The 13,356-nt window shown below is 62.8% G+C and carries 12 protein-coding genes and 1 tRNA gene; 6 read left to right on the plus strand and 7 right to left on the minus strand.

From position 1 onward, the window contains the following. Positions 1-90: 90 nt before the first annotated feature. The 4 genes from RCH12_RS11680 to RCH12_RS11695 all read right to left on the minus strand — a co-directional run bounded on the left by RCH12_RS11680 (position 91) and on the right by RCH12_RS11695 (position 3,568). A complete protein-coding gene (locus tag RCH12_RS11680; protein WP_327016964.1) occupies positions 91-1,134 on the minus strand; it encodes a hypothetical protein in 1,044 nt (347 codons plus the stop codon). Beyond that, a complete protein-coding gene (locus RCH12_RS11685; protein ID WP_327016965.1) occupies positions 1,134-1,556 on the minus strand; it encodes a hypothetical protein in 423 nt (140 codons plus the stop codon). Before RCH12_RS11685 ends, RCH12_RS11680 begins: the two co-directional genes overlap by 1 nt. Before the next feature lie 302 nt (positions 1,557-1,858). Further along, positions 1,859-2,215, minus strand: coding sequence for a plasmid mobilization relaxosome protein MobC (mobC, locus tag RCH12_RS11690; protein ID WP_327016966.1), 357 nt, complete (start codon positions 2,213-2,215; stop codon positions 1,859-1,861). Positions 2,216-3,361: 1,146 nt separating this feature from the next. Further along, complete coding sequence (locus RCH12_RS11695) at positions 3,362-3,568, minus strand: helix-turn-helix transcriptional regulator (protein WP_327016967.1); 207 nt, start codon at positions 3,566-3,568, stop codon at positions 3,362-3,364. A gap of 90 nt (positions 3,569-3,658) precedes the next feature. Here RCH12_RS11695 and RCH12_RS11700 point away from each other — a divergent pair, with 90 nt between their 5' ends. The 4 genes from RCH12_RS11700 to RCH12_RS11715 all read left to right on the plus strand — a co-directional run bounded on the left by RCH12_RS11700 (position 3,659) and on the right by RCH12_RS11715 (position 9,707). Beyond that, on the plus strand, positions 3,659-4,285 hold the full coding sequence (locus RCH12_RS11700; protein WP_327016968.1) for a helix-turn-helix domain-containing protein: 627 nt from the start codon (positions 3,659-3,661) through the stop codon (positions 4,283-4,285). A gap of 102 nt (positions 4,286-4,387) precedes the next feature. Continuing rightward, positions 4,388-5,527 (plus strand): site-specific integrase, encoded by a 1,140-nt coding sequence (locus tag RCH12_RS11705; protein ID WP_327016969.1) that lies wholly within the window; start codon positions 4,388-4,390, stop codon positions 5,525-5,527. A 507-nt stretch (positions 5,528-6,034) separates the two neighbouring features. Further along, positions 6,035-7,222 carry an AAA family ATPase gene (locus tag RCH12_RS11710; RefSeq protein ID WP_327016970.1) on the plus strand — a complete coding sequence of 396 codons (1,188 nt, stop codon included), beginning with the start codon at positions 6,035-6,037 and terminating at the stop codon, positions 7,220-7,222. Then, positions 7,212-9,707 carry a S8 family peptidase gene (locus tag RCH12_RS11715; protein WP_327016971.1) on the plus strand — a complete coding sequence of 832 codons (2,496 nt, stop codon included), beginning with the start codon at positions 7,212-7,214 and terminating at the stop codon, positions 9,705-9,707. Before RCH12_RS11710 ends, RCH12_RS11715 begins: the two co-directional genes overlap by 11 nt. A gap of 176 nt (positions 9,708-9,883) precedes the next feature. Here RCH12_RS11715 and RCH12_RS11720 read toward each other — a convergent pair. Next, positions 9,884-9,973, minus strand: a tRNA-Ser gene (locus RCH12_RS11720). Between the two features lie 76 nt (positions 9,974-10,049). Between RCH12_RS11720 and RCH12_RS11725 the strand changes: the two genes are divergently transcribed. Further along, positions 10,050-10,832, plus strand: a complete 783-nt coding sequence (locus RCH12_RS11725; RefSeq protein ID WP_327016972.1) for an SGNH/GDSL hydrolase family protein — start codon at positions 10,050-10,052, stop codon at positions 10,830-10,832. Positions 10,833-10,864: 32 nt separating this feature from the next. After that, positions 10,865-12,229 (plus strand): DNA repair protein RadA, encoded by a 1,365-nt coding sequence (gene radA / locus RCH12_RS11730; protein WP_327016973.1) that lies wholly within the window; start codon positions 10,865-10,867, stop codon positions 12,227-12,229. A 9-nt stretch (positions 12,230-12,238) separates the two neighbouring features. Here radA and RCH12_RS11735 read toward each other — a convergent pair whose 3' ends face one another. Continuing rightward, the gene (locus RCH12_RS11735; protein WP_442784577.1) at positions 12,239-12,640 is read right to left on the minus strand and encodes an SseB family protein; all 402 of its coding nucleotides are present in this window, start codon (positions 12,638-12,640) and stop codon (positions 12,239-12,241) included. 78 nt (positions 12,641-12,718) lie between these two features. Further along, on the minus strand, positions 12,719-13,351 hold the full coding sequence (locus tag RCH12_RS11740; RefSeq protein ID WP_327016975.1) for a DUF4232 domain-containing protein: 633 nt from the start codon (positions 13,349-13,351) through the stop codon (positions 12,719-12,721). Positions 13,352-13,356 lie beyond the last annotated feature (5 nt).

The raw sequence follows: 13,356 nt of genomic DNA on the forward strand, positions 1-13,356 counted from the left end.
GAATTGTTACTGTGGTAAGTACAATTTTCCCTGATAAGACGGGCATTCTCTGTTTAACGCGCCGCTAGATTCCGATCCCGATCGGTGGATTTAGGCTAAGCCGGTGACGATCTTCAGTAATCCCGTTTCGTCACCGATTGAGAGATCACTTCCCACCAGCTGGAACGCCGTTGCGTAAACGATGGCAGCTGCGGGCTTATAGAGGATGAATGCGATCAACCACGACATGCATTTCTGAAACCAGGCTTTGCCAGTGGCAGTGTTAGTAAAGCTTGCAGCGAGAGGAAAGATGCCGGCCAGAAGAACCAGCATCCCACCTCGAACAACCATCAATGCGATCTGGACGAGGGACGCCAACATCGCAATCAAGCCCAGAACGATGACGACTATCGGCCCTAAAGCGCCCGTCGCGGTACCTGACAGTGCCATGAGAGTGACGAGGTTCTGCCCAAAGTCAGTTCCCTCTGTCGATGACGACAGAATCCAGCTCGCGAGGCTATCGGCCGAGACGACGGCCAGTTGAATGGCGGCGAGCCCGGCACCGGACACGACGGTCAGCGTGAGAAGGCTTTGGAACAGATCGCGTCCTGGCCCGAGTCGCTGATGCCAAGCCATTCGTCCCCCGCCGATGATGATGGAAAGGATTGCCATGCCTCCCACGTAATAGGTCAGCGACGACTGGATAAACGCCACCGACGATGACGCGTTCGTCGTACGAGGGTTTTGCAGAATAACGCTGACTACGCCTACTGCCGCGCTCATCAGAAGGACCGCCCCGAGCACCACGCCGAGCCGAGATATCGAGCTTGCGGCCTCTTTAGGTCGAATAACCAGGCGCACCCCCACGACAAAAAGGCTGAGCATGCAGATCGCCAGTGAGATCCACATCGACCATGACAGGAGCGTCTCAAATTCGGTGCTCACTGGCGAGGTCACCGCGATGGCCGAGCTTCCTCCAATAAGGTCCGGCGTCGGCACAGTTGCCCACACGGATCCCAGTGTCGCGAGTGTCTGCCCCACGCTCTGACTGATCGCGTCAGCCAGGGCTTGGATGCTCTGCCCCGCTGCACTTTTTAGCCACTCGCCTGGCGCCTCGGCGAGCTGGCAGCCCCAGTCGATCGGAGCGCAGGCCATCAGCCAATCCCCCAGGGAGTGAAGCCCCCGAGGCTGGCAAGCGTTCGAAGCTCGGGGAGCCGCCCCGTTCCAGGGTCCACGATCAGCTTCCAGTCACCTTGACTCCATTTCAGGACCAGATCACCGCTCGCAAGCGAGCCGTCGTCCGCGCGCACGGCGAGAGCGATATCAGTCGATTGGGGGTCATAGCGATCAAGGCGATAGCCAGCGATCTGAACGGCACCCGGGGACGAAACGGGTGCTGCTCCTGCGGCTTCGATAGCGGCGTTCTGTCCGAGGCCTGGAACGATAGCCGAGGCCGCCAGTTCTGCGCCCAGGTCAGGTCTCCCAGTCCCAAACGCGATGAAGTTCGCGGCAGCAAGGACAGCCCCTGCCGGAGTCTCTGCGAAACAGCGCGGGACGCCGTTCGCGGACACCTCCATGGGCCCGACTCCCTGAATGTGGGGTGCCGCCACGGCCCCCACCATCGACCATTGGGCGCTGGCCAGTTCCGTCAGGACAACAGTTGACTGAAGATCCAGAGTCGGGCAATTCGCGGACCCGTCGAGCTTCGCTGCCGAACCACTCTCACCAACTCCAGCAGCCGGAGTGTCGTCCGATTCAGCAAAGCGAAGGACGGTGAGAACCAGGCCAGCGAGCGCCACGATCGAAAGAAAGACGGCAGCTAGGACGAATCCGATTGGACGACGACCCGCATCAGCGCGTCGCTTTGATTGTTCTGATCTCAATGTTCCGCCTCCAGTGGCTTGGTTACGGTGGTTGGCTGCAGGCGCCCCGGGCGACGGTTGGAGGCGACGTGCGAAGCCCATCCTTTGTCGAGCCAAACCGTCCTGGCCGCCACGTCCTTTCGCGCTTGGGCCAGCTTCGACTGTGGGTGAAACTCCGCGAGGAACTCTTCGACTCGGACGAGGACTTCGCGCCCGACACGCATCAGTTCGTTCGCCTCAGCCGGGAAAGTCTGCGTCTCGTTCGCGTATCGCGCTACCTGATTGATGTTGACCGCGACTCCCCCGATGGCCGTTTTCAGACTCCACAACGCGGTGATCAGATCACGCTTTTCCGTTATCGTGAGGCTGGCCATTTGCGAGTCTGACCCCGTGTCCCTCGCCAGTGCCATTTCGACCATCAGGCGGGCAACTGTGACCCCCTGAGCGTCTGCTTCAGACTCGAGAGCTGCGCTCTCATCGTCGTTGACTTTGACAACGTACCGATGTCCGCGACCGCCCTCAACATTTTGTTGACGCTGCGGTCTGCCCGTGCTGCTCGCCGGCTTAGACATCGGGTCGCGTCTCGGTCCAGAAGCCCAGCGCAGCGAACTCGGAAGCTGGAGGACGGACGCCTTCAAGCGGTTTAGGGCACCTAAACCTATAGCTTGCTCCAAACCGAGACACTTGGAGAAGCCTCACCGGATGCGCAAGAACGGCAATGGCAGGCGGTAGACCAGCCTGCAAGTTCGGCTCGCCTTCGTGGGCCTTTCCCGGTGTGCAGACTCGATGAATAGCGGAGAAGGCCGGCCGCTGAGAGATTCCCCAGTCTGGTTGCCCGCCTTGGGTGATCTTGTTCTCAATGTGGTTCTTCATGGTTCTTCCGTTCTCTTAGGGGGTACTGTTTCCGACCGCTTAAAGGTCGTGGATTCGTACCCCTGGTCGCTTACTTTTCGTACCTGCGAGGGGGACGTCATTCCACTCGCAGCTGACTCGAGACCCCACGGCCGCGATCGGAATGTGTACCCCTCCGCCACTGAGAATCCGTACCCCTGGAAATGACACCAAGGGTGAGTTCAAATTCCGCAGTGCGGCCAGCTCGTGCCGGTCTGATTTCGCGTATCGCGCCAACTGCCTTCAGTTCCCGCAGGGCGCGCTTGATGGCTTGATCGTCGGCTTCCCACGCCCGACGTAAATCCACATCAGCCGATTCCGGCGGCTCCCTGTCCGGCATGAATCTTCCGATTGCCAGGCCGAGTTCGGACCGCCGCATGAATGACCGTCTCGCCTGTTGACCGGATGGTGACTCGTCATCGAGGGCTCGAAGTGCCATGTAAACGAGCAGCACCCTCGCGGTGGGAGCGAGTGCCAGCTTGGCTTTGGGTCGCGCCGACTGAAGATTGGCCATATTGGCGAACGCAAAGGCCTCAAGTGCTAGGCGCGCACCCACGGCTTCCCGTCTTCCACCCGCTGTGCCGCGCACAGGCTCTCGGCCGACACGACGCAACCAGGCCTCACGCAGCTCAATGGACCGGCTCCCCCGTCCTGTGTTGCACAGAGGCGCGAATCCAACGCTCAACGTCGGCACGAAGGTACCGCACGGTCTTCGGCGTCAACTTGATGAACGCCGGCCCCTGCCCCTTGTAGCGCAACTGAGCCAATGCTCCGCGGCTCAATCCGGTCCATTTGCTTACCTGCATTGGGTTTAGCAATTCCTGTGCGATATCCATGACTCAGTCCTCCCGATATGACCACTGCCCGGCGAAAGCCGTCTGAAAAACAAGATTGTCAATAAGTGATCATGGTGGTACAAATGAGTGATGAAAGGGATCAATTTGGGACAGTCGCCTACTGAGCCAATCGGGACTCGTATTCGGCGGCTTCGGCGCGCGGCCGGATTCAACAGCCGCGAGGATCTCGCAACTGCTATCGGCAGCCCGACCGTGACTGCGGCGGTGATCAAGAACATTGAGGCAGGGCGAAAGGCCGACATGTCGGTCGTTCACCTGTTTGAGATCGCCTACGCAATCGGCGTTTCTCCGCTTGTGTTGCTTCTCGACTTCTCGCACCCGAATCGCGAAGCCACCATTACCGGCCTCGGGCCGAACTTCAGCGGCGCGACCAACAACGACCTTGACGACTGGCTAACTGAGCCAGCCGCTTACGCGCCCCTGGCATTTGGTACGGACAACTACCGAGAGCTGCTTCCAGAGGTGCAGCAGATGTACGTTGCGCGCGAATATCGCATCGCCGGCCTGGCCGCAAAAGCGACCGTAGAGAACGTCGATCATGCTCGCGTCAACATGCAAGATAACGGGCGAAACAATGTGCAAATCGAAAATCACTTGGAAGAACTAAGGATCCGCGCCGCCCAGTCCGAACAGATTCTGCGAATAACTGTTCGGACCGCGGAATCGCTAGGTATGGATCTCACCGAAAGGGATTGACGTTGGGGATGACGCTCAAGATCACACTCCAACCACACGGACCCAGGAGAGGCCGAGGCACACCTCACCGCCTGTGCGGCAAGAAGACAGAAGAGAGTAGTCATGGGATCGATCGAGAGCTATGCGACAAACGCGGGAAAGCGCTACCGGGTCCGGTACCGAAAACCGGACCACTCCCAGGCCGCGAAGCGCGGATTCACGACCAAGAAGTCTGCGGAACTCTACCTCGCCGAGAATGAGGTCTCGAAGGCCCGAGGCCAGTGGATCGATGCCAGCGAGAGTCGAACCGCCGTGTCAACGCTCGGAACGGCGTGGTTGTCCTCCCAGACGCACCTGAAACCGTCGTCTCTTCGTCCCGTCGAGATAGCCTGGCGACTCTATGTGCTGCCAGCATGGGGCCGGGTCGCGATCGGTGATATCCGCCACACGACGGTGCAGGCGTGGGTTTCCTCGATGACTACCGGCACCGGTGAGATGGCCGGAAAAGGCGCGACGACAGTTCTTCGGGCTTACGGAGTCCTCGCCGCGATCCTCGACGCCGCCGTGAAAGACCGGCGCCTACATTCGAACCCCGCCCGAGGCGTCGCCCTCCCCCGCAAGACCGGCAAGGCCCGCGTATACCTCTCGCACGACCGGGTGCAGTTGCTCGCAGACAACGCGGGCAGACACTCAACACTCGTCCTCATGCTCGCCTACACGGGCCTGCGTTGGGGGGAGGCGACTGGACTGCGCCTCAAACACCTCGACGCTCTCAGGCGGCGCGTGAGGGTGCAGGAGAACGCCGTCAACGTCGGCGGTCATGTGATCGTCGGCACTCCAAAATCACACGAGGCCCGAAGCGTGCCCTATCCAGAGTTCCTGTCCATCCCCCTGGCGCGGCAATGCGAGGGAAAGGGCCATGATGCGCTGGTGTTCGGGGCAGGGCTCGTGCACCAGGCGCAGCCCGACGGACGGCGCGGCTGGTTCGTCGCCGCAGTAGCGAAGGCGCAACTCGTAGACAAAGCCTTTCCGCGGGTGACCATCCACGATCTGCGTCACACGGCTGCAAGCCTGGCCGTTTCGTCGGGTGCGAATGTGAAAGCAGTCCAACGGATGCTCGGCCACGCCTCCGCCGCGATGACCCTCGACACTTATGCAGATCTCTTCGATGACGACCTAGACGCTGTCTCGGTAGCTCTCGACAACGCGAAGCGAGATTCAGATGTATCCAGTTCACGTCCGAAAGCGCCATTCGGAATCTGAACCCCCGAGCCCTTTGTGAGCAGAGAGAGGCACGCCAGGCGGTTCGATGGATGCCGAGTGGAATCCTCGCCAAGCGCGGATGACGTCAGAGGGGACTCTTCGAGCTACTAATAGGCCTGGGCGGAAATGCCGCCTGGAAGATTGTGGTTTGCTTCGCGAACGCCTCCGAGCGTCTCCCAGCTTTCTCCATAGACACCGCTTCCCCGCTTCGCGTCGCCACGGAGGGTGACGAGAGTGCTCGCACGGTAGCTCTCTGTAGAGGTGGGTGAAATGCGACCGGTCTGTCCACTCGGATCGCTTATCGCAGCGAGCCCCCACTGCTCAAACTTTCAATTAGGTACATCACGTCCAGCTACGGATTGAACGTCGTCTCCTTGTCCATGTGCCACGGAGAACGAGGTTCGGTCGGGCGTCTCATATCGCGAAAAGAGCAGAGCCTCACCGCTCGCCTACGCGAGTGTCCAAATCCGGTTCTTCTTTGTCCTCTGTCGGGGCTAGGCTGTCCACATGCAGCACTTTTCTATCCTAAAATCTCTTATCCGTGTCGCTCTGGCGCACGATAGCGAGCCACTACGCCACCAAGTAGAGCGGCTTGCCGCAGCAATGACGGACGCAGGAGATGACCGCGACGCCGCGGCGTTGGTTCAGCTCTTGAACAGCCGTGAGCGATCGACCAAGCTCGCGCCAAGCCGGATGAAGCGCAGCACTATTGCCGCTGGGGAACGCATGACGGCCAGCGTCCGCGTGCCCGTTGACAAAGATTCGGCTGCCCCGCTAGCGACCGTGTACATGCCAGAGGCGCTCGACGCGACGCTGCCGCTGTTTCCGGCATCCGTGCAGGACAATGTTGATGCGCTCGTACGTGAATGGGCGAAGGCCGACCAACTACTCGAGGCCGGCATGCAGCCATCGCAATCGCTTTTGATCTACGGTGCGCCAGGTACAGGGAAGACCACGGTCGCGATGTGGCTCGCTCAGCAATTACATCTTCCCGTGGTGGTTGCGCGCTTGGATGGTTTGATCAGCTCCTTCCTCGGTAACACCGCTCGGAACCTTGGCTCGCTCTTCGACTTCGCTAACCGCTACGAATGCGTACTCGTACTCGATGAGTTCGACGCGATTGCCAAGTTGCGCGACGATCCAAATGAAGTGGGTGAGATAAAACGCGTTGTGAACGCGCTGCTTCAGAACATGGATGCTCGCGAGGGGCGAGGCGTCACCATCGGTCTCACGAACCACGAGATGCTCCTCGACCCGGCAATCTGGCGTCGATTTGAGGTTCAGCTCGCCGTTCCCTTGCCAGGTCTCGAACAACGAACAGTGATCGCAAGCCGGCTGCTTGATGATGGGCTCACCGCCGAGGCCAAGCTCATTGCGTGGCTGTGTGACGGTGCGTCCGGGGCTGAAGTGCAAACAATGGCTACGAAGTACCGCAAGCGTCGCCTACTCCGCGACGACCCCAACGCTGCGCCCATCGAAACAGCGCTCCAAGTGGCGCGATCTACATCTATACGCGTCGAGTCCGATCGCAGACGTCAGATCGAGCTCGATGAAGCACCTCTAACTGTTGAGCTCGCCACGGCTGATGGTCTTTTTAATCACGCCGAGCTTGCACAGCTCTTCAAATGCAGTACCAAGACTATTCAGCGACGGCTGAGTGAATTCGTAGGGGAAGGCCCGAACAGTGGCGAATGAACCAGTACAGATCATCCTGAATCCACGGACGATCAATATCGATCGTGAACGTACGCCCCCGGTGGGTCACGGACGTGATTTCTTCGCCGGACGGAACGAAGCCTTCGCCGCGCACAGGGCGTCGCTGGCGGCTTCGGTCAGGCATATCATCGCTGGGCTTGAGATCGGCGGCCTCGGCCTCGGCCACGTCAAAGTGACGATGGCCGGCCAGGCGATCGCCAAATCACATCGACCGCAAAAGAAGATCTTCCGCTCCCGGTGGACTCCGCACGTGGCCACTGCAGACATCGGTGAACCGATTTTCGCGGCGACACCTGCAGCGCTTCAACTCGTCATCGACGCGATCGAGCAAGCTGAGACTGTTGTTGAAGTGCGTCAGAATGCCAGCGGCGAGCCGCGCCCGAACCCGAGTCGGAACCGCTGTGAGGCGTCCGCGATCGAGTCAATCTCCTTGTGGTCCGACGAGAACAAGCGAGCGTTCAGCGCAGAGACTGGTGCGGCTTGGATGAGCCGCCCCGGGACCGGAGGCGCCTACCTCGTTGAGTTGTTCCCCCGCGCCAGCGCCACTCACGATCGGACGCTTGCAGCCGCCGAAGCCGCTGCATTGTTGGAGCTCCGCTCGGCCCTTGTCGCGGTCGGCGTCAGTGCTGAGGTGTTGGGTAGCGCCGGTCCACTTGTATTGCACTCGCGAGTTACAGCTGACGGGAACGTCGGGGAGCTGACGTTCGAGCCACGTGGTGCAGGTGGACAGCTGGAGCGCTTTCCCGCTGCTAGCACGGTCATCACTCTCGAACCGACCGCTCACCACGAGGCGCTGACCGCCATCGAAGCTAACCCAATGGTCCGCCAGATCCTTCTCCCTCCGGTCATCACACCATCCACTTCAGCATCGTTCGCCCTTGGGTCCAGTGCTCCCAGCACAACGTTCGAGCGGGGCCAAGAAACGTCAGCTTCGGCCGTTGGTGTGATCGACGGCGGCGTCAGCGATGCCATCGGGGCATGGGTCGAGAACCGCTGGGGGCAGCTTGCTCCGCAAGACCGTGAGCTCGGGCACGGTACCTTCATCTCGGGCTTGCTCGTTGCCGCCGGAACGCTCAATTGGTACCTCGCGCAGCCCCACGGGTGCCGGATATTCGATATCGATGTGCTGCCGAACGACCCCGGACAAACGGGCTTGCCGTTCGATGGCTACTACCCAGGTGGCGTCCCAGACTTCATGGACGAGATCGAAGCTGCCATCGGTGATTTTCGTCGAAATCACGGCGTGCGAGTGTTCAACTTCAGCATGAATTTCACCGCTCCCGGGGAACCGAACCGCTATGGATACGTAGCTCGTCGCCTAGACCAGATCGCGGCTGCCCACGACGTTATTGTGGTCATCTCGGCTGGGAACCTGTCGCTTGCTCAGTTCCGAACTGAGTGGTCTCCAGACAACGCGACCGCGCTTGCGAGCCTTGTCAGCGACACCGCAGGGGTGCTTGCCGAGCCAGGAGAAAGTCTCTACAACGTTTCCGTATCGGCCCTGAATCCGCCCGGTCTCGAAAACCACGTTCCCTTCGCTCCGGCGCGGTACAGCAAGCGCGGCCCGGGCCTCAGAGGAGCAATAAAGCCTGACTTCGGACACATCGGCGGATCCGGCACTCCCACCCCGACAGAGGGATCCGGGCTGGTGTCAGTGAATGAATCTGGCGCCCTCGTCGCAGAAGCCGGCACCAGTTATGCCGCTCCACTCGTCGCGCGGAGCCTCGCCGACCTCGACTCGCTCATCGATGGCGACGTCTCAAGGGAAGTGCTCCTCGCTCTCCTCGTGCACTACGCTCGCACGCCGGAGCTCTTCACCCACAAGGACCTCAAGCATGTTGCGCGAAACCTAGTTGGATTCGGCGTGCCCATTTCTGCCGATGAGATGCTGCAGCGCGCCGATTCCGAGATCACCCTCGTTGTGGACAGTGTCCTGCGCCCGAAAGAGGATGCTGAGCTCGAATTCGCGTGGCCCGACGCGCTCGTGAATGACGGCAAGTGCCGCGGGGATGCTCGGCTCACCGTGGTGGCCAGACCACTCCTTGCCTACGAGCACGGCGCTGAGCGTGTACGAATGAACGTCGGCGCCCGGTTGATGCAGCAGAAACGGGATGGGGGCTTCCAAAACCGTCTCCAGCCGGTGAATGCTCCCCGTGCCAGCTCCGGCGAACCACACGCGGAGAAGGAGCTCATGGACGAAGCCCTCAAATGGCAGGTGGTCAAGTCATTCCACCGACGCATGACAAGTCTCGGTCCGTCGTCAAACTGGAAGCTTGCCGTTGACTACCTGCCGCGTTTTGACGAGGAGCCCCCGGAATCCGGCGTGCAGTTCGCTGCAATTCTGACGATCGCAGATCCTACTGGTGTGGCACCGGTCTTCCAACAGATGCGTCAGGAGCTCATTCGCCAGAACATCGAAACCGGCGACATCCGCACGAGCGTGCAGACGCGAACCCGCACGTAGTGCTGCGCCGTTGGCGCGCCCACTCTCCCATGCCCGTCGCGTCCTGCGCTGTCTCGGTAGCTCTCGATAACGCAAAACGGTTTTCAGATGTGTCCAATCCGCGTCCGTATGAGGCAATCGGAAACTAAGAAACCCCCTACTTCCCAATGAAACACTGGGATGCAGGGGGTTTTCTGTGGCGGTACCGGTGGGATTTGAACCCACGGTGGAGTCTCCCCCACACAACTTTTCGAGAGTTGCACCTTCGGCCGCTCGGACACGGTACCGAGAGCGATTGTAGTTGAGAGGAGGGGTCCGGCGCCAATCCGGGCAATTGTCAGAGGCCGGCGGTACTCTCGCGGGGTGACAAACGACAGTTCCACTCCCCGCACTCTTGCCCTCGCCGCCGGCGCCCTGGCCACCACCGCCGGCATCACAGCGGTGGCGGTCGCCAACTACAGGCGCTTCAAGCTGCACCTGGCCGCGAACGCCGCCGAGCTCAACGAGACCTTGCCGATCAATTCGCTCTGGTGGCGCACCCACGCCACGGAGAAGGGCGACCTGCTTTACGTGGCCATCGGTGACAGTGCCGCGCAGGGCATCGGCGCCAGCACGCCCAACCGTGGTTATGTCGGCATCCTGGCCGACCACATCCGTCTGGCCACAGGCCGCACCCTGCGGGTGATCAACCTCAGTGTCTCAGGGGCCACCGTGGAGCTGGCCGTGCGCGACCAGCTGCCGCGGTTCGCCAAGCTGCAGCCCGACTTCGTCACCGTCGCCATCGGCGCCAACGACATCGCCCAGTGGGATGCGGAACGCTTCGAATCCGGCATTCGCACGGTGTTCGCGGCCCTGCCGCCGCACGCCCTCGTGGCCGACTTGCCGTGCTTCCACCTGCCCCACAATGAACGCAAGGTGGCCGTGGCCAACCAGATCGTGCGCGACGTGGCCGCCGAGCACGGCCTCACCGTCGTGCCGCTGCACGCCACCACCAAACGACAGGGCTGGCGGAGCGTGCTGACGCAGGTGGCCAACGACATGTTCCATCCGAACGACCGCGGCTACCGCACCTGGGCGGAGGCCTTTCTTCCCCTGCTCAGCTCGGCCGTGGCCCGACGGGTCCCCCAGGAGGCCCTGACCGAGTGAGGCGTGTCGGCGGCCGCGGCTAGGCTCGCAGCATGGCTAAACCCGTCTCCAACTTCCGCTGCACCGAGTGTGGTTGGACCACCCTGAAATGGGCGGGCCGCTGCGGCGAATGCCAGCAATGGGGAACCGTGGTGGAAACCGCGGAGAAGTCTGGGATCAGCCGGTCGGTCGCTCCCTCCGTTGTGAGCGGCACCGGCGTGGCCCGGCCGATCACCCACGTCGACACGACGGCGGTGGCGCACTGGCCCACCGGCATCAACGAGTTCGACAGGGTCCTCGGCGGCGGCATCGTGCCCGGCTCGGTGATCCTGCTCAGCGGCGAGCCCGGGGTGGGCAAGTCCACCCTGCTGCTCGAAGTGGCGTCCAAGGCGGCCGTAGCCAAGTCTCGGGTGCTCTACGTCAGCGCCGAGGAGTCGGTGGCGCAGGTGCGCCTGCGCGCCGAACGCACCGGGGCACTGCAGCCGGAACTCTTCATCGCCGCCGAGACCGATCTGGCCACCATCCTCGGCCAGATCGACGCGGTCAAGCCCGACTTGGTGATCATCGACTCCGTGCAGACGGTGTCCAGCTCCCTCAACGACGGCCAGGCCGGGCAGCCCGGCCAGGTGCGCGAGGTGGCGTCCACGCTCATCCGGCTCGCCAAGGACCGCAACCTGCCCGTGCTGCTGGTGGGGCACGTCACCAAGGACGGCACCATTGCCGGCCCGCGGCTGCTGGAGCACCTGGTGGATGTGGTGTGTCAGTTCGAGGGCGACCGGCACACCGCGCTGCGGTTCGTGCGGGCCCTCAAGAACCGCTTCGGCTCCACCGACGAAGTGGGCTGTTTTGAAATGACCGGTGACGGCATCAGCGAGGTCGCTGACCCGAGCGGGCTGTTCCTCAGCCGCGGCACCGCCGCGGTCTCCGGCACCTGCGTGACCGTGGCAATGGAGGGACGTCGCGCCCTGCCGGTGGAGGTGCAGGCGCTGGTGATCGACACCGCCATGCCCAACCCGCGCCGGGTGACCAACGGCGTGGACGGGTCCCGCGTGGCGATGCTGCTGGCGGTGCTGGAGAAGCGGGCGGGCTATCCGCTCTCGAAGAAGGACGTGTACGTGTCCACGGTGGGCGGGGTACGGCTGGTGGAACCGGCCGCGGACCTGGCCATCGCGATCGCGGTCGCGTCGGCGCTCAAGGACGAACCCATAGCGCACAACGTGGTGGCGTTCGGCGAGATCAGCTTGGCCGGTGAGATCCGTCCGGTGTCCGCGGCCAAGCAGCGCGCCGCCGAGGCCGCCCGGATGGGCTTCAGCACCCGTATTGACGCGTCCAGCAGCACCGTGCAGACCGCGGTGAACCGGGCACTGGGCACGGGTATTTCGCGGCGCGACGCCGAGCTGGACGACGCGTTCCGGTAGCGGTTCGGGTCAGTCCGTCGACGGCTGGATCGGTCCGAGCGCGCGCAGCAGGTCGGCCGGAGCCGCCTGCATCACAGCGGGGCCGGCTACGTCGAAGAACACCATCTCCAGGGTCTCGCTGTGCACGGTGAGAAACTCTCTCAGCCACTGACCGTCGGCCACCATCACCTGCGGATCGACTTCGTCGGGGATCATCCGGGCGTAGTTCTCGCCGGAGGAGAAGAGCAGCAGGGTGCGCTTGTCGCTGCCCTCCCGGCCGAAGACCCGCACCTGCTCGGCGGAGCCCTTCACCACGAGCAGCGGCGCGATCACGACATCGTTGCGGAGCGCATACGCCACCGCCGCCACATCCTGCCTGGCCAGGGCGCTGGCCAGGGCATCGGATCGGGTATCTGAAGTCGCGTCTGTCACGTGCTCCATTCAATCATTCACGGCCGGAGCGGGGCCACTCGAGGCCTCAGCCCGGAGCGAACACCGCTCAGGCGGCGGTCAGTTGAGCAGGAACTGGGTGGGGCCGGCCGATTCGACGCCGCCCACGCTCACCGAGAGGTAGTACGACGCGCCCTCGCCGGGCACGGGCTCCCGGTCGATGATCTCGCAGGTCTCCGGGCTGGACCGGGTACGGTCCCAGGTGAGCGGCGTCTTGGTGCTCACCGCGACGCCTGGCTGCAGGGTGACCTCGGCGTCTGCGGGGTCGGACTGGCAGTCGGTGGAGGACCAGTACACGTCGGCGCCGCTGGTGATCGTGAACACCTGCGTCGCGGTGCCGGCGTTCAGGGTGCAGGGTGTGCTGCCGGTGTTGGTCACGCTCAGGGAGAGCTCGGGCTCGTCGCCCGCGTCGTAGGCGTCCTGGTCGGTGATCGCCTCGACCTGCACGGCCGCAGGGTCGCACGCCGCGCCGGCGGCATCGGGGGCGGCCGGGTCGGCGGTAGTTGCCGGATCGGCCGCGTTTCCGGTCGGCGTCGGCGCCGCCGTCGATGCCGGGTCACTGCCGCCGCCGGGGCGCACGACGATCAGGATGACGATCAGGAGCACGGCGAGCACACCGAGGCCGACCACCAAACGACGGCGCCGGTAGACGGTGCTGGCCTGGGGGCCGACGGGATGCTTGATCGTCGACATGGTTC

The organism is Cryobacterium sp. MP_3.1 (genome assembly GCF_035984795.1).
GTDB classification, from domain to species: Bacteria; Actinomycetota; Actinomycetes; order Actinomycetales; family Microbacteriaceae; genus Cryobacterium; species Cryobacterium zongtaii.

What these genes read in the sequence shown, in the direction of transcription:
- radA (WP_327016973.1), top strand. Translation starts at nt 10,865, where the DNA reads ATGGCTAAACCCGTCTCCAACTTCCGCTGCACCGAGTGTGGTTGGACC.
- mobC (WP_327016966.1), bottom strand. Translation starts at nt 2,215, where the DNA reads ATGGCCAGCCTCACGATAACGGAAAAGCGTGATCTGATCACCGCGTTG.
- RCH12_RS11700 (WP_327016968.1), top strand. Translation starts at nt 3,659, where the DNA reads ATGAAAGGGATCAATTTGGGACAGTCGCCTACTGAGCCAATCGGGACT.
- RCH12_RS11680 (WP_327016964.1), bottom strand. Translation starts at nt 1,134, where the DNA reads ATGGCCTGCGCTCCGATCGACTGGGGCTGCCAGCTCGCCGAGGCGCCA.
- RCH12_RS11710 (WP_327016970.1), top strand. Translation starts at nt 6,035, where the DNA reads ATGCAGCACTTTTCTATCCTAAAATCTCTTATCCGTGTCGCTCTGGCG.
- RCH12_RS11740 (WP_327016975.1), bottom strand. Translation starts at nt 13,351, where the DNA reads ATGTCGACGATCAAGCATCCCGTCGGCCCCCAGGCCAGCACCGTCTAC.
- RCH12_RS11685 (WP_327016965.1), bottom strand. Translation starts at nt 1,556, where the DNA reads ATGGAGGTGTCCGCGAACGGCGTCCCGCGCTGTTTCGCAGAGACTCCG.
- RCH12_RS11695 (WP_327016967.1), bottom strand. Translation starts at nt 3,568, where the DNA reads ATGGATATCGCACAGGAATTGCTAAACCCAATGCAGGTAAGCAAATGG.
- RCH12_RS11705 (WP_327016969.1), top strand. Translation starts at nt 4,388, where the DNA reads ATGGGATCGATCGAGAGCTATGCGACAAACGCGGGAAAGCGCTACCGG.